Origin of the sequence: Candidatus Avelusimicrobium sp. (assembly GCF_051874775.1) — a bacterium.
Taxonomy (GTDB): domain Bacteria; phylum Elusimicrobiota; class Elusimicrobia; order Elusimicrobiales; family Elusimicrobiaceae; genus Avelusimicrobium.
Map to the genome: position 1 here is coordinate 26826 of NZ_JBJEGE010000012.1, position 20967 is coordinate 47792.

A 20967-nucleotide genomic window follows, 5' to 3' on the forward strand; every position below is an offset into this window, starting at 1 on the left:
ATCCGTCTGCGACAAGGGTCTAAAGACCTATGGCCTTTTGGGTCCTGTCTGGGACCTAGTATTTAAACTGCCCCTTTTCATACACCATGCGTTTGGAACCATCTTTCAAGCGGGCAGTGACCGTTTTATCTTCGGTATTAATCAAATCCCAATGCAAGGAAGAATCATTAAAACCGAGTTTTTCTTTAAGTTTTCTATCTAATTGGCTCTGTGGGCCGGAATATGTATCGGCATAGCTCGCGCCCACAGCCACGTGGCAGTTGCCGTATTTGCCGCCGAAATTTTCGTCATAAAGAATATCGGCCATAAATTTGGTGATTTTGGAAAAACGGCGGTCTGTCAGCGAAAACTCGCCGATTTGCGCCGCGCCGCGGTCCATTGCCAACATTTTACGTACAAACTCGCCGCCCTGTTCGGCGTCCGCCTTAACGGCGCGGCCGTTTTTAAATTCCAGCTTTACGCCGCGCACATAATTGCCGCTGCGGTAGGACGACAAGTCGGCAAAATACACGCCGCGCGTACCGCGCCAGTCGGGCGAGGTAAAAATTTCAAAAGACGGCACATTGCACCCGCCCCCTGCAATAAATTTGCGTTTTTCGCCCAATAATACTTCCAAATCCATATGCGCCGACTCCACGCGCAGTGTTTCAACCGGCAGCGAGGACAGCCACTTGCCGATTTCGGTAATTTGTTTGGTAACTTCTTTCCATTTTTTAACGGGATCTTTTTCGTTCAAAAAGCACGCCCGGGCGATTTGGCCGGCGTACTCTTTGGCGGTCAACCCCGCGCGCTTGGCAAGTTCTTCCGTAGGATAGTTGCACAGCGTCCAAGAAAAAAGCCCCTGCTGTTCGCGTACGTCCAAAATTTCACGCAAGGGTTTATGCGCCACCGCGCTTTTGGCGATACGCGCGGGACTCACGTCTTTTAAATGCGTCAAATCTTCCGGCGCGCGCAGTGAAATCAGTCCGTTGATACCGCCTTGAAATTCTTTTTCGCCTGCCGAGATAAACGATAATTGTTTGTCGTCCGCGTTTGTATAAAACGCCTTGGAAAAAGCCTCCGGCGCGTTAATGCGGGTGATGACGTTAAACCGCGCAGCGATTAATTTTTTATAAATAGCTTCCGCCAAAGGCAAGGCGGCCGTATCCGTACGCAGTAAAACGGAATCGTACTTTTTAAATTTTCCGTTGCGGCGGGCCGTTTGCAGGGCCCAAATCATTACATCGGCATATTTTTCATTTTGCGTTTTGGTCAAAAACATTTCCGTTCCCCCTCTACTGGTATTAATGTTATAATACAAAATAAAGACTATCGGGTAAAAAAATGAAAAAATTATTGGCTTTTATATTACTTTTCTGCGCCTGTTCCCCGCTGTGGGCCAATGTATCGCCTAAACCGGAAATGGAATTTTCCTTTATTTATAATACGCAAGCAAAACCGCTGATTGACCCGCTGCACAGCGAGCAAATCCAATGTGCCGACAACCAATGCATCCAAAGCGCGCCGCTGGGGCATTACGGGATTCAAAAACTGTACTGCGGGGCGGGAGCGTGCACTTCCGTGGCGTATGAATACGATAATTTTCAGAAATTGATTATCGCATTTGCGGACGGCACGAAACGTGAAAGTAACATTTTCCCCGCGCCCGATTCGTTGCGTTCCCGCTTCAACGTATATGTAGGGAACGATTCGTTAACAGTGGAACCGGCGGAAGTCCTGTCCGAAACACCTGCCTGGGCACGCACAGACGCTTGGGTATCGCTCGTTATTATTTTACTGCTTGAAATACTGGCCGCACTGGCTTATTTGATGTACACGCAAAAACCGTTTACTATCTTGTACAGCGTAGCGATTAGCAATGTATTGTCCACCGCGGCAGCGTGGCTGCTTTTTGTACAATTTGTAAAAGAAACGGCGTTACTGTGGCTGTTCTGCCTGCTTGCGGAAGCGGTAATTATACGCTTAATGAATCCGCACAAAATGCCCATAAAAGACGCACTGATACTCAGCACAGTAATGAATGTTACCAGTTATTCGCTGGGTATGATTATTTCGTTTTGGTTTGCGCCGCTGATTTTTTAAGTTGATCTAAAATGAAAAAGCTCCCGCCAAAAACGGGAGCTTTTTTTATTAAAAAAGAAGCAACGAAAGTGCCATAATCATCATTCCGCCCAAAACGCCCCAAATGACTTTATGTCCTTCGCCATACTCGTGCGCGGTGGGAAGTAGTTCGTCTAAAGAAATATAAATCATAATTCCCGCAATGAGGGCAAACATCACGCCAAACGCCCGCTCTCCAAGGAGCGACCGCAGCAGTAAAAACCCCAGCAGCGCACCTACGGGCTCAGCCATACCGGAAAGCGCGCTGTACCAAAACGCCTTGGAACGCGAGCCTGTAGAGTGATAAACGGGCAGCGCGACGGCCACCCCTTCCGGAATGTTGTGAATCGCCACCGCCGCGGCGATAGATACGCCGAGGGTGGCGTCTTTCATAGACGCCATAAATGTGGCAAGCCCTTCGGGAAAATTGTGAACGGCCAGCGCCAGCGCGGTAAACAAACCCAAATGTTTTAACTTGGCAGACTGATCCAGGGTATGTTCTTCCACGTGATGTGACGGCAGCAGCGTATCAATCAGCCACGCCAGCACAATCCCGCCGAAAAAAATCCCCGTACTAAGCCACTCGCCCGTCTTTCCGCCGTACACAGCCGATAACGACTCCGAGGCCTGCGGCAGAATTTCCATAAACGATACGTAAATCATCACGCCTGCTGAAAACCCAAGCCCCAGCGAAAGCGCGGACAGATTTTCCTTTTTGATGACAAACGCAAGGAGTCCGCCCACGGAAGTGGCGGCTCCGGCCAAAAAACTTAAAAACAACGCAACAAGTACCGAATGTTCCATAGGTATATTATAGAGAAAATTAAACGCACCGCTCAACTAAAAAGATTATTCCCGAATTGCTATAATAAAGTATGTCCGCTAACGAATCCCCCATTATTTTAACGGATGAATTTAAAGACGCGCTAGCCTTACTGGAGGCGCAGCCGCCGGTTAAACCGCTCATTTTTATCACGGGCCGCGCGGGCACGGGGAAAACCACGCTCCTTAGGTATTTTGCCGAACATTCGGCGCAAAATACCGTCGTATTGGCTACCACGGGGCTGGCGGCCATCAATGTGCGCGGCCAGACCGTCCACTCATTTTTCCATTTAAAACCGGGCAACTTGCTTGACAAAGAAAACCTAAAACGTCTCCCGCGCAAAACGGTGGACGCGGTGGACACCATTATTATCGACGAAGCATCTATGCTCCGCGCCGACCTCTTGGACGCGATTGACCATATCCTCCAAATCTCCACCCATTCGGACGAACCGTTCGGCGGCAAAAAAATCGTATTATTCGGCGATTTATTTCAACTTCCGCCCGTAGAAGAACAGGCTTCCGGCGGACTGTTTGATTATTTCCGGCAGGTTTATCCCAGCCCGTACTTTTTTGAAGCGCACGTCCTGCGCCGCCTGCCGACGGAAGTATTTGAACTTAAACGTATCTTCCGCCAAAAAGCGGATCCGGAGTTTGCGCGGCTGCTCAACCTCATCCGCGAAGGCCGCGTGACCCAGCCGGAACTGGACGCGCTGCTCAACACGCACAAAACGTTTGAGTTGCCCGAAAATTTTGAAAACTGCATTATTTTATCCCCCACCAACCGCGAAGCCTCTTGGCGGAATCTGCATTATTTGTCTATGCTCTCCGGCGAAGAATTTACATATAACGCCGCGGCGGACGAGTCTTTTCAAAAGAAAACGCCCCCCGCCGAACAGGTATTAAAACTCAAAAAAGGCGCAAAGATTATGATGCTTGTCAACGACGACGACTGGGTAAACGGGGACATCGGCACCGTGTACGACTTGGGGCCGGATTTTATTAAAGTGGAATTAAAAGGCTGTGTGTATAAAGTGGAACCGCACGTGTGGGAGGACGTCAAATACGAATTTAATCCGCTGACGCAAAAACTGGAACCGAACGTAAAAGGATTTTTTAAACAATATCCGCTGAAACTGGCGTGGGCGATTACAATTCACAAATCGCAGGGGCTGACGTTTGACAACATTTATTTGGATATCGGCCGCGGCGCGTTCGCTACGGGGCAGACGTATGTGGCGCTGAGCCGCTGCCGCACGCTCTCCGGCGTACACCTCAAAAAAGATATTATGGTACGCGACGTATTGTGCGATGCGCGCGTAAAACAATTCTTTGAATACGTCCGCGGCAACCGCGTTCCGGCATAAAATGTTCCAATGAAAATGCGGGAGATGCAGCCAAGGGCCGCTAAATAGCGCTTAACAATACAGCCATTCCCGCTACATAGAAGAACAAAAAGATTATCCTTTGGGATATGTCGTATATCCGTACAGATCTCATATTTTTTACTTTTTCCAACGGTCCTATATTTTCCCGGGGTATTGGGCAAAAATCGGGGTCTATACCCACCTTTACCGTTTTTCCTATTTTAGGCTTTGTGTAGTAGTGCATTCCTCTCCATACCTCTGTTTTAAGAACTTGCCCCTTAAATACAACTTGTACAATGGGTATATACATTTTTCTAAAGTTAAACAAGGACGAGCTGATCCTATAATCTGTTATCACGCCGTCCGCCATAACCGAGCGGGTAAAAAACCGGTACCCCTCCCACAAGTAATAACCACCCAAAACAGCACAACAAAGGCCGATCGTCTCCTGGGGAAAATGATTATACAGCCAGCAAACTGCAACAGCAAGCGCCAAGATAAACACTTTGTCACCACTCGTATACAAGGTATCCATCCTTCCTTCACGCATCTTCCTCATATAACGAGGCAGAAACACACCGCACACCACCAATGGTGCAGCCACAAAAATAATAACAACCGTTGCAAATAAAATTGTAAATGTATCCATAGTACCGTTTTACCCCCGCATTATTTTTATATTCCGGCTATGTGTGAATGTACCGCAATAATAAGCAAAACTATCCCTAAAACAGCCGTTACAGCAGTAAGGATTAGGCCGGATTTTTGGTATACCCGCGCATCCTCTATATTTTGCGGATTCACGCCCACCTTCATCGGCGTTCCTGTTTTGGGTTTGAAAGAAGAATAAGTTGTTCCCGTTACCTGACGGACTTGTCCGTCAAATTCAAACTGTACGACAGGCGCATACACGGCCTCTCGACTGCCGGGGATCCGCCCGCTAACCCCCGTTACCACGCCGTGCACAATAATCGCGCGTTTAAAAAAGCGATATTCCTTCCAAAAAGAAACTCCGCCCACTGCGGCAAAAAGGGCTCCTATGGTTTCCATCGGAAATTGTCTAGCCACAAAAACGCCGCAGACAAACGATGATAAAAAACACAATAAACACACGCAGCCCGCTCTTTCCCCGCGCAGTTTTGCCTGACGGTACAACGACACGCCGCCCCACGCAAACGATACGGCAAGCAGAACAAAAATCCCCGTTAAAATTATTTTTTCCATAGTTACAGTATAACAAAAAGCCCCGCTTTTCGGCGGGGCTTAATTTAAATGAACATATTTAGCAAATAACCTGTTATGATAAAAGAAATAATTAAAAACGCGCAGAAGCAACCGATTAGTTTCCATTTTAATACACGGTTGAGCATAATCATTTCCGGCAATGAAAGGGCCGTTATGCTCATCAATAAGACGAGCGCCGTCCCCAACGGCACCCCTTTGCCCATTAACGATTGGATGACCGGAATTACTCCTGCGTGGCTGGCATACAAAGGCGCTCCCGCCACAGAAGCCAAAGGCACCGCATACCAGTTTCTGCGGCCCAACCAGTCGGCAAAAAACGTCTGCGGAACATAACCGTGAATAAAAGCCCCCACCAACAACCCCGCTAAAATATACCAAAACAGTTCACAAAGCGTATTCCAAGCGTAGGAGTGCGCATATTTTAATAACTCTTTTATCCGAAATATCCGGCTTTTACGCCCTTTTCCGCAACAACAGCAACAGGGCGAGGATTTTTTCTCCGGTACAAAAGCGTCCGGCTGAATCCACCGGACCAACCGAAACCGGTCACACAAATAACCGCCCAGTACGGAAATTAAACACCCGGACAGCACATATATCCCCGCAGCCAACCACCCCGCCTCCGGCGTGCCGACTAATAATACGGCGGCAATTTCACTCACCAGCGGCGAAGAAATCAAAAAAGCCATCGTCACGCCAAAGGGAATACCCGCCGCCATAAACCCGATAAACAGAGGAATAGACGAACAAGAACAAAAAGGAGTTACAATCCCCAGTATAACAGCCAGTACATATCCGTACCAACGGCTTTTTCCGCTTAAATACGCTTTCACCTTCTCCGCCGACAACTGAGAGCGGAATAACGAAACCGTAAAAATCAATACGTAAATTAAAACAATGATTTTTGTAAAATCTTCCAAAAAGAAATGCACGGACGCGCCGAAAGCAGTTGTTTTTGAAACGCCCAAAAGAGTAACGCCCCAATCGGCAAAGCGGGTAAACATATCAAACATTTTGTTTCTCCTTCGGTCTATTGCACCCGCAGCAGTCTTTTAACAAAAATTCCGCCGCGGCCGACACTGCGCCGCACTGTGCCCGATAGAATAAATTTTTTCCTTTCCGTTCCGAACAGCACAACCCCGCCTGCGTCAGCAACGCCAAATGAAAAGAAAGTGTGTTGCGCGGCATTTTTAACCGTTCGGCCAGCGCGCACGGACAAATACCGTTTCCTCCTGCCTTAACCAACAAACGAAAAATTTTTAAACGGGAGGCCTGTGCCAACGCTTCAAAAACCGTTACATACTTTTCTATTTTCATATTTATCCCCATTTATAATTCCATTATACTGGAATTATAGAATTATAATAATTGTTTTGTCAAACTGTGTTGGCAAATTGGAAAATATACAAGTGCCAGTTATGCACGCAAAAAGCCCCGCTTTTCGGCGGGGCTTTTTCTACGTCAAAACAGCTTATTTGGTATACGGTTTGAGCGATTCGGTGTAAATCGCGCGGACGGCATCCTTGGTGGCTTCGGTCGGCGCAATGGACAACAGCCCGCCCAAAGACGGCGTATTAAACGCCAGTTCCACCAGCTTATCCACGTCGGCCGCTTTAAAGCCTTCGTCTTCCAGCTTATGCGTAGAGCCCACGGAGAACAGCCATTTTTCTACCCCTTCGGCCACTTTATCGGCCTCACAGGCGCAGCCTTTCAGCCCGGGCACAATCGGCGCAAGCACGTCGGCCAGTGTGGCGGGTTTGGCTTTATAAATGTTTTTGATGACGGCGGGCAGCAGCATCGCCAAACCCAAACCGTGCGTCAAATTCGGGTTCACGCCGGAAAGCGGGTGTTCAAGCGCGTGCGTGTAGTGCAGCAGGCCGTTGTCAAAGCTAATACCGGCAATCAAGGCCGCATACGCAAGGAAGTAACGCGCTTCCAAATTTTTCGGGTCTTTCAGCGCAACAGGCAGGTATTCGGCCACCAGTTTGACGACGGAAATCCCCAAATCAATCGCATACGGCGAAGCGACCTTGGTAGTGGAGGCTTCCACCACGTGGTTGACCGCATCAATAGACACGTAGCGCGTCTGATTTTCGGACAGGCCCGTCATCAAAGCAGGGTCGTCAATAGAATACATCGGGTAAATGCAGTCGTACGCGATGGCGGGTTTGAAATCTTTTTCTTCAATCGTTACCACCGCAAAGCGGTTGGCTTCGGAACCGGTGCCGTGCGTCAAGTTAATGGCGATAATCGGCGCGGCTTCGGTGGGCGTAAATTTAAACTCGTACAAATCTTCGGCGGTTTTACCGGGGTTTTTCATCAAAATCGCCACACTTTTGCCCGCGTCAATGGCGGAACCGCCGCCGATGGCAAGCATCGCTTTGGCGCCGAACTCGGCGGCCATTTTAGCGGCTTCGTTAACGTGGTGAGTGTTCGGGTTCGGGGTTACTTTATCGTAATGAACATACGAAATGCCGTTTTCGGCAAACGCTTTGGTAACGTAATCCCACGCACCTGTTTTTTTGTATGCGCCGCGGCCCGTCATCACGATAATTTTATCTAACCCTTTAGCTTTTAAATCTTGGCAAATATCCGCGATTTTGGCAATTGCCCCCACGCCGAAATAAACGGTCGTGCGGCTGCGGATTTCGCGTACTTCGTTAATGTTAATGTCTTTTTCCCACATAACTTGTTACCCTCCTGATTTTAGTAGGCCTACTTCTTTACTATACCCATTTTATATTTTTTCCGCAAAGATAAAAAAAGGTTAGTTGGCAAAACCCCCCGCTTCCTAAGAAACGGGGGGCTGAAAACAACCTGAAAATCTTATTTTTTAAATACACCGCCTAAAAAATACTCGATGTAATAGTCCGCCTGCTCGCGGATTTTTTGTGCGTCCTCTGCCGGCGTGTGCGGATCAGCTACGCCCGCCGTTAAAAAACCGGCTCTCTTGGCGGTTTCCAACGCGTAACGGGCGTCCTCCACTACCAAAGTACGGGATTTAACTGTCCCCAGTTGGTAAAGAGCGTCCTCATAGATCAGCGAGCTTCGTTTTCCCAAACCCACCTCGTCGCAAGTAAGCACAAAATCAAACAAATCCAATAACCCCAAACGCGACAGAGCCGCTTCAGTCAGTTCGCGGTCCGACGCTGTAGCCACACACAGCTTAATCCCTTGTGCTTTTAACATATGAAGCAGTTCGGGCACGCCGTTCTTGGCGGGAATATCCTCGAAATAATGGCGACGGACGGGTTCCAGCGTAAGACGCAAAATTTCTTCCGGCTCCTGCGGCAGGGCAAACTGTTCTTTAAGCAGACGCGCCCCGGCCATCAGCGATATCGTGGATAACTGTTCATCCAATCCCTCCGGCGGCGTAATACCTTGCGTACGTAAAAAATTCGAGCCGGAATGTTCCCACGCTGAAAGAGAATCTAAAAGTGTTCCGTCCAAATCAAAAATTACAGCATCAACCACGGATTTACCGGGAAATATCCGTTCCGTCCCCCGCCCAATCGAGAAAGAAGAAGATAAAGAAACTTTAACCGGAGAAGCTGTAATCTTGCGGGCAGAAATTTCTGTTTTGACTTTTACTGATTCCTTGACAGAGGGCCCTCCCTTCAGCCCGCCGGAAAGAATAACCGGAGAAGAATGAATCACTGCCCGCACGACTTTGCGTTCTACAGCAGAAGCAGGAAATTTTTTCATTCCCTGACGGACAAGGGCAATCGGATTCTTCTGTGCCCAAACGCCTACAGGAATACCCAACAAAATACTCAAAACCAACGAAAATATAAAAATAGGAGTCTTTCTCATTATATATATTTTACTTTTTTACCAAAATTATCCGCAAAAAAGTTGGGCCTATCCGCCGAGCGGGACTTTTGATCTTTTTCTAAAATTCCCACAAAAAAGATATAATTTTTATATGAAACAACAACAAAAAACCTGGCAGGGATCCTCCACTAAAAGGCGCAATTCGGCCTTTTTTTTATTTGTCTTTCTGGGTATGCTGACGGCGTTTGCGCCGTTTGTAACGGATATGTACCTGCCCAGCCTCCCCGCTATGACGCAGTACTTCGGCGTCAGCGTATCTATGGTACAGCTGGGACTGACGTTTTCGATGTTGGGGTTGGCAGTGGGCCAAATCGTTTTCGGCCCGTTAAGTGATAAATACGGCCGCCGCACACCGCTTTTGATTTCTATGGTGTTATACCTGTTGGCCACGGCGGGATGTATTTTTGCGCCGAATATCCGGCTGTTTATCCTGATGCGCCTCGTGCAGGGGATGGCGGCGGCGGGCGGAATCGTTATTTCCCGCTCCATCGCCACGGATAAATTTAAAGGCCGCAACTTGGCTACCGCACTTGCCGTGGTGGGCGCCATCAACGGAATTGCTCCGGTAGCCGCGCCCGTTATTGGCGGAAGCGTGCTGAAAGTAACCTCGTGGCGGGGTGTATTCGGCGTTTTATTTGCGTTGGGTGTAGTGGTATGGGCGGCGTGCCTTCACTTTAAAGAATCGCTTTCCACCAAACGGCGGACAAAACAAAAATTAATAAAAGCCCTTGCCCTATTTAAACCGTTGTTTTCCAACCGCCACTACCTTTTTTACACGCTCCAAATGGGCTTTGCACAAGCGCTTTTGTTTGCGTATATCGCTGCGTCGCCGTTTATCATCCAACAGTATTACGGGTTCAGTCCGTTTGCGTTTAGCCTGTTTTTTGCCGCCAACGCGGTAGCTATCGGGATGGGAGCGGCGCTCTCCGTTAAATTTAAACACTTGGAAACGTGTATTTTAACCAGCTGTATCGGAATGTTGGTATGCAGTGTGGCGGTTTTGTGCGCGTTGCAAAGCGGGGCGTCCATCGTATTATTTGAAAGTTTACTCTTTATTATGCTGCTTGCGATGGGCCTTACGTTTACCGCCGCCACCACTCTTGCGATGAACGCCGAACGCTCACGCGCAGGAACGGCGTCGGCCCTGTTCGGAGCGGTGTGTTTTTTGTTTGGAGGATTAGTCTCCCCGTTAGTGGGCCTTGGCAATATTTTACTGCCCACGGGTATTACATTTACCGCCTGTGCCACACTTTCCCTTACGTGCGGGCTGATTGCTCTAAAAAAATAACCTATCCGCAACTTGCTCTTACCCTTCTCCCGATATGCAGGAGAAGGGATTTTTTTAAATTCGCTTGACTTGGAGCCAACTCCAGACTTTATAATATTTTCAGGAGGTTTCTATGACCATTTCCGAAGTAAGCGAAAAGTACGGCCTGCCCGCCGACACCCTTCGCTATTATGAAAAAGTGGGTTTAATTCCCCCCGTACACCGAAAAGAAAGCGGCATACGGGATTATACCCCGCAAGACTGCGGCTGGGTGGAATTTATCAAATGTATGCGCGGGGCGGGGCTGTCTATCGAAACGCTGATTGAATATGTGGCGCTGTTCCGCCGCGGCAACCGCACCCTGCAAAAACGCAAAAACCTGTTAATACAGGAACGCGACGCACTGGCTGCGCGCATTGCCGAAATGCAGGAAGTGCTTAAACGCCTTAACTATAAAATTGAAGTGTACGAAGAAAAAATCGTATCGTGCGAGAAAAAACTGTTAAAAGAGGGTTAAATCCGTTTTCGCTGAAAGGAGAAATTATGAAAACAACCACAAATCTGCTGTTTACAACTTTGATGACGTGCTCTATGGCCGCTTGCACCAACGCCGCGGCCCCGGGCGCCGCAACCGGACAAACGCCCACAGCGCAAAAGCCCAAAAAAGTGCTGGTGGTGTATTATTCGTATTCCGGCAACACCGAGGCCGTCGCCAAGCAAATCGCCCAAGCCGCGGGAGGAACGCTGTTTGAAATTACCACTTCACACCAATATCCCGAAGCGTATAACGCGATGACCTCGCAAGCGAAAAAAGAAATTCAGGCCGGCTTCAAACCGGAACTCACGTCCAAACCGGAAAACTGGGAAGATTACGATATGGTTTTTGTCGGCTCACCTAACTGGTGGGGCACCTATGCTCCGGCGGTTGCCGCCTTTTTGGCCGCATACGATTTCAAGGGTAAAACCGTTGTGCCGTTCTTCACGCACGGGGGCGGCGGTATGCAAAACTGCGAACGCGATATGAAGAAACAACTTGCTGGCGTAACTTTCGGCACCGCGATGACGTTCCCCGGCCGCTCTTCCGGCGCAAACGAAAAGACGCTCGCCGCGTGGCTGGCCCAACTGGGCGCCGCCAAATAGTATAGTAAAGAAAACTTGGTTTAAGGAGGACGGATATGCGCTGGAAACGAACGGGCCGGATTTTCGCGGATGCGCTGATGAGCGTCCTCCTTTTATTGATGTTTGCCGTACCGTGGACGGGCGTCCTGTGCCACGAGCGGATGGGCATTGCTTTGTTTATTCTTCTCCTCTTGCACAACACGCTGAATTTCCGTTGGTATGTTTCCCTCTTCCGCGGGCCGTATAACGCGCGCCGTTTGATATGGGCAACCGTAAATTTGCTGCTCCTGTCGGCCTTCGTGCTGACGGCCGTTTCCGGCGCAATGATTTCCCAGCACGTATTCGGATTTTTGGATTTAAACGGTTCGCTTCTGTGGCGAAAAATACACCTTTGCGCTGCCTACTGGGGCCTTGTGTTAACGGGAGCGCACGTCGGGCTCCACCTTCCCCCCGTCCGGCCGGCAAAGCGCGTTTTTCTGCGCCGCGCGTGCAGCGCCGTCTGGTTTGCGGGCGGACTGTATGCTTGCTTTGCGCTTAGCTTGTGGAAAAAATTATTCTTCTTGGAAACTTTTTCCTCTCCCGCTCCGTCCGCCGACGCGGGGATTTTACTGCATATTGCTTCCGCCGGTTTTTTTACGCTCCTCATACACGTTTTCTTTGTTAAACGTTTACATAAATAGTTTACGAGGCAACGAGCTTCCAACGCTCTTCTACTTTTCCGCCGTCCATAACCGGGCAAAAGGGCTATCAACACATACACAGAGCGGACGCAATACGCGCCCACACCATTTCAAAATCTTTTATTCCAGTGTCCGTCAGCCCGTTAGCGTTTAAAAACACTTCCCACCGCAGTTGTTGATGTGGAAGATTTTCTTTATTAAACAAAAACCAATCCGCCAAATAAACGCCTTCTCTCCCTTCAAACAATTCCCGCAGGCCGTCTTTAAGGGTATCCCTATCCAATGGGCGTTTTGTCGCCGCTAAATAAAGCTCGTAACAATCCCACATATTTACCGCCGACGCAGGAGCCGCTTTGATTGCACAAATTTTTTCGGCAGCCACCTTTTCCGCACTGTAAGTTTGCAAACGGGCGGGAGCTGTCAAAGCGGAGGGCGTATGTACAAGAGAAAAAAACTTCAATACGGGCAAGAACCGGCGTTTTTCTTTCGGCAAAGTAAAATTTTCAAAATCTACAAAAAAACGCATTTTGACCGCAGACGCCCCTAAAGCCGCTGTCAGAAAAATTTGCACGCGGTCTTGATTTTCCCCTCCGTCCGCATAGGAGACCGTTACAGAAGTCTTATCGAAAATAATCCCGTCACAAATTTCCGTAAATGCGTATTTTATCCAACCGATATCCATTTCTTGGTTTATCTCGGGCAAATGCAAACGCGTCAGCTCCTTCAGCCGTAAATCCGGCATCGCCCGCCGGATTTCTTCCAAGCGTGTATCCGGCGTGATTTGCAGCTTTGCCTTTTGAAAATGAAGTTCTGCCGCACGAGTACGGAGGTTTGCCTCCGGTTCAGGCCGCGAATAGTCTTTTAACGTAAATTTATCTTTATACGCGGAGTGCGACAGCAAGTACAAAAACCGATCCTGTAAATACCGGTAAAGCATTTCTTGAGTACTGTTACCTGCGGAGAGTGCCAGCGCCGCCAATTCTTTATGAATCAGGCCCGCGGCACCAGCCACTTGTTCCCTTGTCATTTCGTTCTTTGTCATCTCATTACCCTTTTATTGATAAATTTGTTTGCTTATCTTAAATTATAAAACCAAGAAGCGACAACAGAATGTCGGACAATTTGTACCACACCCAAACGCAGCTAAAAAAGTCGGCTCGTTACAGCTTTACAATTCTACTCCGTTTGATTTCAGCTTTTCCGCAAGCGCAAACAGTTGAATAATTTTTGCTTGATAATACTGTATGACGGTGTCCGCATTATCAAACAAAGAGTTTATCGTATCCCTTTCCCAAAAAGGATAGTCGTCTATGCGGTTTATAAACGGCCACCAACGGGTTTGCGTTTCCGGTTCCAGATGGGCGGCAGCAATGGATATTTTTTTATTTGCTTCCAAATCGCCCATTTTTTCCTGCTTAAACCCGAAACCGTAAATGCCCAGAACCGTTTCGTTGTCAATTTTAATGTCTTCGTTGTCAAACCGTATTATTATATTTTTCCAATCCGGCACAAGTAAATAAAATTCAACAATAACGCCGCTGTCCTTACGCCTTGTTTTTAACTCAATATTCTGCCCATACTTATTCTTTACAAAAGTTTCAATCGGACGGAGAAACCTATCTGCAACGATTTTATTTTGCGCCTGCACATAACTGCTATGTATATTGTATGCACTTTCTATGCTTTCTTTGTTTTGGCTTAACACGTCCACTATTTCTTTTGTCATTTTCGGTATTCTCCCTTGTCCCGTTAAATCGCTGATTAATCCCATATACTGCCGGATTGCCGCATCAAGCAGTTGAAATTCCGACCGTCCGGCGGTTACTTGTTGGCATTTCTCCAACCACTTTAAAATATGGTATCTGTAAGAGATGCAGATATATTGGCCTGGCTGTAAATCTTTCAGCCCCGTTTTGGTGGCTTCTTTGCCATTTAAGGTTAGATAAAACAGTATGGCGTTCGGATATTTTTTATGATACCGATATAACTGGTTTTGCTGTTCCTCAGCGTATATTTTGTTTTCTATAACGATTTGTTGTCGGCCGTTTTCTATAAAGATGTCTATACGGCCGCCGCTTTCGTAGTCTTTTGTGATCGGGCCGATATTTTTTTCCGTGATAATTTTAACATTCCCCGTACAAAACACGGAAATATCCAACTGTTCTTCGCACGCTTCCGCCAAGGTTTCTAAAAAAAATTTCAAAAATATACTGCCCTTTCCGGCGGGATATTTCGGATTCAACAAGACGGAAATAAAATAAGAATGCAGCAGTTCTCTTTCATACGAGGTTTTGCCTATCGCGTAAAACACATTCCAGTTTTCACCCGTACGCCGCGCTTCTTCTTCGTGCCGGAGTCTGATTTCGGTAACCTGTTTTAACAGGCTTTCAATGTGAGATTTGCCATTCATTTTCCCCTCCTTATATGCTTATTTTACATATAATGGCCGACAAATGTCTGTCGCTCTATTTAATTGGCTAACAGAGCGATGGGTTCGTTCTTTCTTGGCGGACGCGGAAAAAGCGGCCTGCCGGAACGCGCCGACGGCGGGTTTTTATCTAAAGAAGATTACCGGCTAAGCCGGTGTTTCTGTAAGGTTTTGCCATTGATCCTGGGATACGCGAGTAACAGGTTGCCACCTCTAGACAGTAATGATGCTCAGGGCTCCGATGTTACCATCCCGGCTGCTCCGGAGGATATTTGTTTATACCCAATTGAAAGTCACATTAATTCTAAAGCACTTGTATATAACCCAGAAGATTTTAGCGGAGTCGCAGTTAATGGCCTGCCCAACTCAATCGGTCTAGGTGATACTGGCATATCTTGGCCACGGTTTCATTCATAGAAAAACCCAGATAACTTAGGAAGGTGTTTGTTTCAGAAGGAAGATTGCGCATACAAACTGGGCAGCTAGTTTGACTGAAAATTTGATAATTTAACTGCCAGACCTGTTTTGAAAAAGATAGTTCCTGTGAGGGCAAAATCGTACTGCGTGCGGATGGGGATACATAGGGTAATAAATACGGTGTACGTGCGTATTTTCCATTAGGCAGTTGCACGCATAGGCCACCATACTGCGCCCCTAGCAAGAAATCCCGTAAATCTAATATTTCATGGGGAATAGTGTTTTGTGGATTAATAAGTAAATGAACCTTACTGATTGACACATGGGTTGGTAACGCTTGATAAAACATTTTTAAGGTACCGCCAGTAGCCCGGTCATCATCTACCAAGATATATTTCCCTGGAACAATTGCATTTAATTGCTCTGTAAGAGGGCTTTTTCCGCCGAAATAACCGCTGGGAAATCCGTTTGTGGCACACAAGCGGAATACCCGGCTTAATGATACATTATAGTCAGCTATAAATAAATGATCTAAACTGATTGTTTTTTTGCCCTTTAACAGTTGTTTGGCTTGTTCAACTTGCTGTTTGGCAAAAACGGTGGATATTGTCGCTTTTTCATCTATGCTGCTTTTTAAGATGCGTATAAATTCGTTAGCGAAATATTGTTGAATTTGAACCAATTCTTTTGAAGACAAGGGAAAATGTTCTACCGAAGGAGTCCCTTCGTTGCGCACATAATAATGCAAGGCCCCCTCCGATTCTATATTTGTTACGGAAGTACGCAGTGCAGTAGAATTGGCCGCCGCATGAGGAGTATTATTCGGAACAAATAAGCACCGCTCGGAACCCAGTTTTGCTTTTAATTGTTTAAATAATTCCCTGCTTCCCGTGCGTTCAACACATACTCCTAACCCTCGTTTTTCAAAACAGTACATAAACCATGCATTATCAGAACCAAACACATAAGCAACCTGCGTGTTAGGGTGAAAATAGGCACGCAGATACCGCTGCAAACGAGTGATAACTTCTGTAAAATTAACGAAAGAAGGCACATAACAACTTTCCCAGGGGTCAGCAAGTAGCCAGGGATGAGAAGTCAAATGCTTTTGTAAATCATAAAGCCAGGATCCCGGTGTTCCGTGTACATTTGTTTTAGTGTTCACATAACTGGGGTGTGAAATAGAGAAATAGCCGCCAACCACTTGTTTCCCTGCAGATTCCAATGCGGCTTTGGCTAAGTACATCATTTGAAGATGCCCTTCGTGCAGAGGGCAGAATCCTCCGGTACTGAGTAATACAATCGGATGAGCGTTTTTGGGAAGGTTTTTTATCAAAGGCAACGGCGTTGTCCGAAATGTCATATCCTGTAACAGAGATATGTCTTGTAATTCGAAATTATCTTCTAAGAACCCGGCTTTCTTTACGATAGCAAGATCCTCATATTTGGCATATATATCCCGGTAAAAATCATCGCGCAACACTTTCCATGCCAAACGTGTGGCCGGATTATGCGGTACCGATAAATAAGTCTTGTCTATGTGTTGACGGGTTGCATTTTTAGGAACACCGATCTGTTCCCATAGTGTTTTTTTCATACAAAACCACTTTCCAATCCGGATAGGAATTATCCCAACCGCCTTTGACGGTGCTAGGTAATATGTCTAAGTGTACCGCCGGAGATTTTACCATGTATTTGTGTGCATTATAGCGGTGGAGACGCTCCAAATTAGCTGCCAAAGTGTTAAATTGTTGGCGAGTTGTATCGTCCCAGCCGTCTAATAATTGGTTTTGCTCCGAAACAGTCAAATTCAAATAATGCAAATACAATTCTACAAAATCATAAGGGGCACCGAACACGGTTTCATCACTTCGGCCATCGTACATATCCCCACTAGGCACTGCTTGCAAAATATCGGGTAATACGTCTAAGTGTCGGGCCAACGCATATACCTCAGATTTATGCAAATCAGAAATAAGTTGTAAGTCCACCATACAATCGGATGCTTTTCCCATAAATCCTAAATAACCACCTTCATCTAGATTGGTCGTTCCGCAAACAAGGGCTTTCTTACCTTCTTGAACTAATAGATTAGCAACATAATACACAATCGGAGTCCGACTGCAAGAAACCAGCTGCCCAATAGCCCAATCGGTCGCTTGTACTTGCAGAGCAGTTTCTACGGATGTTCGCATAGCTTGATTGGTATCGTGCAAGTCAATAACATACGGTTTCAAACCCCATTTTTGGCAAAGAGCCTTTCCCCGTTGGGTAGCTTCGGCCTGGTGGGTCGTTCCCGAGGAATCAGAAACTGGCATCATCAAAGGGTAAATGTATTTAAGGGGAGAGCCGGGCAGTTGGGCCGTGTACTTTAAAATGCCCAACACCACCGCAGAATCTACTCCGCCGCTTACTCCTAGAACGCAGGCTTGCAAACGATAGCTGTCTAAGTAACGGGCTAAAAGCATGGCCTTCTCTTGCAGATAATCACAAGCACAGAATGCTCGCTCTTTGCGAATTTGTGCTAAGTATTGCTGAAGGGTTGTTGATAAATGTAAATCTGTAGGCGGATTATATACTTTCATAACAAGTTTCCTCCGGGCATTTCCCATTCATAACGCAGGTGTCCATCTTGAAAGAAGATTAACTGACGAATTTGGTTCGGGTCTGTTTCTATTGTGTATTTATTAAGCGGAACACTGAAACAAACATTTTGTTCTTCCACGTCGTACACGGTACCAATTCGGCCTAGTTCTAATAAACGGTGTCCTTTTTTTTCCAACATGCGTGTAATGGCTTGTTTGTCGCGAGGGGATAAGCGATGTTTTTCAATCCATTGTTTAGCAGACGGCCTTCTAAACTCATCATTTACAGGGCGAAGCGTTACTTGTTCCACCTGGTTTTGTTTGGCAAACTGGATAAATTCCCACACTTGGGCAGGAGTGTAAGTAATACCTTTGCATAGTACACAGGTTAGACGCAAGGTAAATCCAAACGAATGCAAGAATCGAATCAGAGAAGGTAAATCAATATACTGGCCATGCGGGGCGTAAATCGGCTGATTTTTAGAAGACAAATGACTGACTACTGATAGCGTAATTACAGTCAGCCCCAATTCATACCACTTCTTCAAAAACGGAGTGTATTTTTCGGGACTTCGTGCCAAAGGGATGCCGTTTGTTTGCAATTCTATAAACGGGAAGGGAAATGGATGCAAGTGTTCTAAATAGTCGGTAATTTGCTGCGGGAACAAAGTGGGTTCGCCGCGGCTTGTAAGCATTACAGTATCCACGCCATACCGATCTGCAGCCTTGCATGCAATACGGAAGTTGCGCCAATTGACGATGGGCGTTTGGGTGTTTTTGGCATTTGGAGCTTCTCCGGACACGCAGTACGGGCACGCAGCCACACACGCACTGTTGCCAACGATTACACTTAACATTTTGCATCGCATATTATTCTCCTTGTTTATAAACACTGTATATAAAATCCCCGTCCCGGTAATATGAAATGTTGTATTCCGGGGTTTTGGTGCATTTAATAAATTCAAAGGGTAGATCCATTTGCTGGGGTAATGGGTTGCGGTAAATATAATAGCGGTATTGTTGCACTTTTTGCAATTCTTCCCAAGAAGAACAAGCCAACCGCGTTTTATGTATAGGAAAATCGGTTAAAACTTCCGGATTGATGCTTTCAATTAACCGTATATGTGAGATGAACGGCTTAATAATTTCTGCCTGCTGTACAGAACTGATTAACAACGTACGAACCGTAAACTCACTCAGGTATTTTTGTAAATCAGTCAACAAATTAACTAACGGTGTGTTATCTGTGGTTTGGCAGGCATCAATCACAAACTCTTGAAACCGCGCTGAATTTAAATCTTCTTTTGGAATAGAAAATAATTCGGATAATTGGTAATACGTAATGCGTGGATTTTGTCCGTTATTATGTAGAAGTAATTTCCCGAGGTTTAAGGAAAAATGTGCTGGATGTTTTTTAATGGAGTTCATTTTCGTACTCACTCCTTGCAACTAAATTGGTATTAAAACAGGTTCCGTCCGAGGCATATACCTTCCACATATCAATATTTTGGTTAATAACAATCTTGCCGTATCGTTTATCTTCTTTGAGCCGTCCATACCTGTTGAAGTAGAAAATGTTACTGGCAAAGGATAACAGATTGTACTTTTTTAGTTCTTGTTCTATATCAAAAGGGTCTTCGTAGGATTTGCGTACGTTTAGTTGAATAGAAAAGTTGGCAATAAACTGAATATTTTGTATGGCCAGGGCAATTTCAAATAAAAAACGGGGATGTTGTTCCATCAAAAAAGAGTTAACGCTGATTTTAAGAACAGTCGGTGTTTGAGAAACCCCTCTCCAATTAACTATATCCTGTAAGTTATTGCGCAAATTAAGACCATTGCTAAGGAGGATAATTCTTTTACATTGCGGATCTGCCCATGCCTGTTCCAAAAAAGGTTTAATCTGGGGGTGCAGCATAGGTTCCCCTCCTTCTAATTGCAGTTCATAATCTTGATGAGCAGATAGTATCTCCGTAAATTTTTGCAGGGGCATAAAGGTGCGCTTTGCTGGGGAAGAATACATACAGCAAAACGGACAGGCCACATTGCAGTGGTTCGTAATATTGATATATAACCGTGTAGAGGGCATATTATAAATCCTGATAGTTTAGCAATATTTCTTGAGTCCCATCCCAACCCGAACATAAGTTGCCGTTTGGATGATAAACTACTTCAAACACTTTATTGTAGTTGTATTTTTGCATTTCTTGTTTACGTTTGGCTAAATCGGCCGCTTCAAAGGCAATGGTACTGTTTGCATATTTATACAATTCCACGTAATAGTAGTAGCCGATATTCCGCTTAAATAACGTAAATTTACCTTGCACATCATTTTCCTGCCATATTTTTTCACAGGTAACCACATTTTGTTCATTGTAGCGGACAATATCTTGGTTTGTGTCCTGACCGTTAAAATAGGTCAGTTGTCTAAAAATAAAATTATTGTACCCCAGTTGGTTGTAAAAATTAACGTACCTTTCACAGGATGTCAAATCGTTTACACCTTCTTTTAAGAGTACACAGGACAAGCGCGGTTTAACACAAGTCCCTTTAATTGCTTGATGTGCTTGGCTGAGTAAATCAGCAAAAGAAGATGGATATGTATCTTTGTACCTCATAATTTCTTCAATGCGTTTCTGTTCCCAGTGCGGCAGCGAAAGATTTAAGTACGTCCAATTATTTTTGATTAAGCAGTTTAAGATACGCTGATTGTTTTTTAGTAGTTGGGAGGCATTAGTGGTAACGGCACGAATGCGAAAATTATATTGATTTACCAACGAAACCACCTCGTCAAATAATGGGAATAAAGTAGGTTCTCCGCCTGTTAAGGATATCGTCGGATTGAAAGGCCGCAAAAAAGCAAATATCTTATCTAACGATTTTAAATATTTATCATAGTTCTTTCCAAAAATGTTTTTTCTATTTTCTGTTTTACACCGAATGTTTGCTACACAAAATTTACAATCCGCATTGCAGTAGTCATCTAAAAAGACCGAAAAGTTAAAATTAGTGTATATTTCTTTATCCTTGAGGAAAGGAACAAAGGTATATTTCTCTGACATGGCATGTAAGTCAAAGGAGAATGTATTGATACCAGGCATAA

22 protein-coding genes are annotated in these 20967 nt (G+C 46.0%); 6 read left to right on the forward strand and 16 right to left on the reverse strand.

The features are described from left to right. Positions 1 to 55: 55 nt before the first annotated feature. Positions 56 to 1261 carry an aminopeptidase gene (locus ACI351_RS02995; RefSeq protein ID WP_439733781.1) on the reverse strand — a complete coding sequence of 402 codons (1206 nt, stop codon included), beginning with the start codon at positions 1259 to 1261 and terminating at the stop codon, positions 56 to 58. A 62-nt stretch (positions 1262 to 1323) separates the two neighbouring features. Between ACI351_RS02995 and ACI351_RS03000 the strand changes: the two genes are divergently transcribed. Then, positions 1324 to 2082, forward strand: a complete 759-nt coding sequence (locus ACI351_RS03000) for a hypothetical protein (protein WP_439733782.1) — start codon at positions 1324 to 1326, stop codon at positions 2080 to 2082. A gap of 48 nt (positions 2083 to 2130) precedes the next feature. Here ACI351_RS03000 and zupT read toward each other — a convergent pair whose 3' ends face one another. Continuing rightward, the gene (gene zupT / locus ACI351_RS03005; RefSeq protein ID WP_439733783.1) at positions 2131 to 2904 is read right to left on the reverse strand and encodes a zinc transporter ZupT; all 774 of its coding nucleotides are present in this window, start codon (positions 2902 to 2904) and stop codon (positions 2131 to 2133) included. Between the two features lie 71 nt (positions 2905 to 2975). Between zupT and ACI351_RS03010 the strand changes: the two genes are divergently transcribed. Then, positions 2976 to 4289, forward strand: a complete 1314-nt coding sequence (locus tag ACI351_RS03010) for an ATP-dependent DNA helicase (protein WP_439733784.1) — start codon at positions 2976 to 2978, stop codon at positions 4287 to 4289. Between the two features lie 40 nt (positions 4290 to 4329). Here the strand turns inward: ACI351_RS03010 and ACI351_RS03015 are convergent, their stop codons facing one another. The 6 genes from ACI351_RS03015 to ACI351_RS03040 all read right to left on the reverse strand — a co-directional run bounded on the left by ACI351_RS03015 (position 4330) and on the right by ACI351_RS03040 (position 9347). After that, on the reverse strand, positions 4330 to 4938 hold the full coding sequence (locus ACI351_RS03015; RefSeq protein ID WP_439733785.1) for a hypothetical protein: 609 nt from the start codon (positions 4936 to 4938) through the stop codon (positions 4330 to 4332). Between the two features lie 26 nt (positions 4939 to 4964). After that, entirely contained in the window at positions 4965 to 5513 is a 549-nt protein-coding gene (locus ACI351_RS03020) for a DUF3592 domain-containing protein (RefSeq protein ID WP_439733786.1), read from the reverse strand. 44 nt (positions 5514 to 5557) lie between these two features. Beyond that, complete coding sequence (locus tag ACI351_RS03025) at positions 5558 to 6547, reverse strand: permease (protein ID WP_439733787.1); 990 nt, start codon at positions 6545 to 6547, stop codon at positions 5558 to 5560. Continuing rightward, positions 6540 to 6851, reverse strand: coding sequence for an ArsR/SmtB family transcription factor (locus ACI351_RS03030; protein WP_439733788.1), 312 nt, complete (start codon positions 6849 to 6851; stop codon positions 6540 to 6542). The genes ACI351_RS03025 and ACI351_RS03030 overlap by 8 nt, the downstream gene beginning before the upstream one ends. 154 nt (positions 6852 to 7005) lie before the next feature. Then, entirely contained in the window at positions 7006 to 8220 is a 1215-nt protein-coding gene (locus ACI351_RS03035; protein WP_439733789.1) for an iron-containing alcohol dehydrogenase, read from the reverse strand. A gap of 140 nt (positions 8221 to 8360) precedes the next feature. Beyond that, positions 8361 to 9347, reverse strand: a complete 987-nt coding sequence (locus ACI351_RS03040; protein WP_439733790.1) for an HAD family hydrolase — start codon at positions 9345 to 9347, stop codon at positions 8361 to 8363. A 7-nt stretch (positions 9348 to 9354) separates the two neighbouring features. Here ACI351_RS03040 and ACI351_RS03045 point away from each other — a divergent pair, with 7 nt between their 5' ends. The 4 genes from ACI351_RS03045 to ACI351_RS03060 all read left to right on the forward strand — a co-directional run bounded on the left by ACI351_RS03045 (position 9355) and on the right by ACI351_RS03060 (position 12434). Continuing rightward, positions 9355 to 10656 carry a multidrug effflux MFS transporter gene (locus ACI351_RS03045; protein WP_439733815.1) on the forward strand — a complete coding sequence of 434 codons (1302 nt, stop codon included), beginning with the start codon at positions 9355 to 9357 and terminating at the stop codon, positions 10654 to 10656. A 112-nt stretch (positions 10657 to 10768) separates the two neighbouring features. Further along, positions 10769 to 11152, forward strand: a complete 384-nt coding sequence (locus tag ACI351_RS03050) for a MerR family transcriptional regulator (RefSeq protein WP_439733791.1) — start codon at positions 10769 to 10771, stop codon at positions 11150 to 11152. A gap of 26 nt (positions 11153 to 11178) precedes the next feature. Continuing rightward, entirely contained in the window at positions 11179 to 11775 is a 597-nt protein-coding gene (locus ACI351_RS03055; protein WP_439733792.1) for a flavodoxin, read from the forward strand. 35 nt (positions 11776 to 11810) lie between these two features. After that, positions 11811 to 12434: a DUF4405 domain-containing protein gene (locus tag ACI351_RS03060; RefSeq protein WP_439733793.1), complete on the forward strand. Its 624-nt coding sequence runs from the start codon at positions 11811 to 11813 to the stop codon at positions 12432 to 12434. A gap of 67 nt (positions 12435 to 12501) precedes the next feature. On the opposite strand, the gene ACI351_RS03065 is transcribed toward ACI351_RS03060, so the two are convergent. From ACI351_RS03065 to ACI351_RS03100, 8 genes are all read right to left on the reverse strand, one after another. Next, positions 12502 to 13476: a nucleotidyl transferase AbiEii/AbiGii toxin family protein gene (locus ACI351_RS03065; protein ID WP_439733794.1), complete on the reverse strand. Its 975-nt coding sequence runs from the start codon at positions 13474 to 13476 to the stop codon at positions 12502 to 12504. 126 nt (positions 13477 to 13602) lie between these two features. After that, positions 13603 to 14844, reverse strand: coding sequence for a PD-(D/E)XK nuclease family protein (locus ACI351_RS03070; RefSeq protein WP_439733795.1), 1242 nt, complete (start codon positions 14842 to 14844; stop codon positions 13603 to 13605). A 367-nt stretch (positions 14845 to 15211) separates the two neighbouring features. After that, complete coding sequence (locus tag ACI351_RS03075) at positions 15212 to 16876, reverse strand: hypothetical protein (protein ID WP_439733796.1); 1665 nt, start codon at positions 16874 to 16876, stop codon at positions 15212 to 15214. After that, positions 16839 to 17864 (reverse strand): NAD(+) synthase, encoded by a 1026-nt coding sequence (gene nadE / locus ACI351_RS03080; protein ID WP_439733797.1) that lies wholly within the window; start codon positions 17862 to 17864, stop codon positions 16839 to 16841. Before nadE ends, ACI351_RS03075 begins: the two co-directional genes overlap by 38 nt. Continuing rightward, positions 17861 to 18733: a radical SAM protein gene (locus ACI351_RS03085; RefSeq protein ID WP_439733798.1), complete on the reverse strand. Its 873-nt coding sequence runs from the start codon at positions 18731 to 18733 to the stop codon at positions 17861 to 17863. Before ACI351_RS03085 ends, nadE begins: the two co-directional genes overlap by 4 nt. 1 nt (position 18734) lies before the next feature. Next, complete coding sequence (locus ACI351_RS03090; RefSeq protein ID WP_439733799.1) at positions 18735 to 19292, reverse strand: hypothetical protein; 558 nt, start codon at positions 19290 to 19292, stop codon at positions 18735 to 18737. Then, entirely contained in the window at positions 19279 to 19782 is a 504-nt protein-coding gene (locus ACI351_RS03095; RefSeq protein WP_439733800.1) for a hypothetical protein, read from the reverse strand. The genes ACI351_RS03090 and ACI351_RS03095 overlap by 14 nt, the downstream gene beginning before the upstream one ends. A gap of 172 nt (positions 19783 to 19954) precedes the next feature. Beyond that, the gene (locus ACI351_RS03100; RefSeq protein ID WP_439733801.1) at positions 19955 to 20965 is read right to left on the reverse strand and encodes a radical SAM protein; all 1011 of its coding nucleotides are present in this window, start codon (positions 20963 to 20965) and stop codon (positions 19955 to 19957) included. Positions 20966 to 20967: the final 2 nt, after the last annotated feature.

What these genes read in the sequence shown, in the direction of transcription:
- ACI351_RS03060 (WP_439733793.1), top strand. Translation starts at nt 11,811, where the DNA reads ATGCGCTGGAAACGAACGGGCCGGATTTTCGCGGATGCGCTGATGAGC.
- ACI351_RS03090 (WP_439733799.1), bottom strand. Translation starts at nt 19,292, where the DNA reads ATGAACTCCATTAAAAAACATCCAGCACATTTTTCCTTAAACCTCGGG.
- ACI351_RS03050 (WP_439733791.1), top strand. Translation starts at nt 10,769, where the DNA reads ATGACCATTTCCGAAGTAAGCGAAAAGTACGGCCTGCCCGCCGACACC.
- ACI351_RS03095 (WP_439733800.1), bottom strand. Translation starts at nt 19,782, where the DNA reads ATGCTGCACCCCCAGATTAAACCTTTTTTGGAACAGGCATGGGCAGAT.
- ACI351_RS03010 (WP_439733784.1), top strand. Translation starts at nt 2,976, where the DNA reads ATGTCCGCTAACGAATCCCCCATTATTTTAACGGATGAATTTAAAGAC.
- ACI351_RS03000 (WP_439733782.1), top strand. Translation starts at nt 1,324, where the DNA reads ATGAAAAAATTATTGGCTTTTATATTACTTTTCTGCGCCTGTTCCCCG.
- ACI351_RS03020 (WP_439733786.1), bottom strand. Translation starts at nt 5,513, where the DNA reads ATGGAAAAAATAATTTTAACGGGGATTTTTGTTCTGCTTGCCGTATCG.
- ACI351_RS03055 (WP_439733792.1), top strand. Translation starts at nt 11,179, where the DNA reads ATGAAAACAACCACAAATCTGCTGTTTACAACTTTGATGACGTGCTCT.
- zupT (WP_439733783.1), bottom strand. Translation starts at nt 2,904, where the DNA reads ATGGAACATTCGGTACTTGTTGCGTTGTTTTTAAGTTTTTTGGCCGGA.
- ACI351_RS03030 (WP_439733788.1), bottom strand. Translation starts at nt 6,851, where the DNA reads ATGAAAATAGAAAAGTATGTAACGGTTTTTGAAGCGTTGGCACAGGCC.
- ACI351_RS03025 (WP_439733787.1), bottom strand. Translation starts at nt 6,547, where the DNA reads ATGTTTGATATGTTTACCCGCTTTGCCGATTGGGGCGTTACTCTTTTG.
- ACI351_RS02995 (WP_439733781.1), bottom strand. Translation starts at nt 1,261, where the DNA reads ATGTTTTTGACCAAAACGCAAAATGAAAAATATGCCGATGTAATGATT.
- ACI351_RS03085 (WP_439733798.1), bottom strand. Translation starts at nt 18,733, where the DNA reads ATGCGATGCAAAATGTTAAGTGTAATCGTTGGCAACAGTGCGTGTGTG.
- ACI351_RS03015 (WP_439733785.1), bottom strand. Translation starts at nt 4,938, where the DNA reads ATGGATACATTTACAATTTTATTTGCAACGGTTGTTATTATTTTTGTG.
- ACI351_RS03035 (WP_439733789.1), bottom strand. Translation starts at nt 8,220, where the DNA reads ATGTGGGAAAAAGACATTAACATTAACGAAGTACGCGAAATCCGCAGC.
- ACI351_RS03040 (WP_439733790.1), bottom strand. Translation starts at nt 9,347, where the DNA reads ATGAGAAAGACTCCTATTTTTATATTTTCGTTGGTTTTGAGTATTTTG.
- ACI351_RS03070 (WP_439733795.1), bottom strand. Translation starts at nt 14,844, where the DNA reads ATGAATGGCAAATCTCACATTGAAAGCCTGTTAAAACAGGTTACCGAA.
- nadE (WP_439733797.1), bottom strand. Translation starts at nt 17,864, where the DNA reads ATGAAAGTATATAATCCGCCTACAGATTTACATTTATCAACAACCCTT.
- ACI351_RS03065 (WP_439733794.1), bottom strand. Translation starts at nt 13,476, where the DNA reads ATGACAAAGAACGAAATGACAAGGGAACAAGTGGCTGGTGCCGCGGGC.
- ACI351_RS03075 (WP_439733796.1), bottom strand. Translation starts at nt 16,876, where the DNA reads ATGAAAAAAACACTATGGGAACAGATCGGTGTTCCTAAAAATGCAACC.
- ACI351_RS03100 (WP_439733801.1), bottom strand. Translation starts at nt 20,965, where the DNA reads ATGCCTGGTATCAATACATTCTCCTTTGACTTACATGCCATGTCAGAG.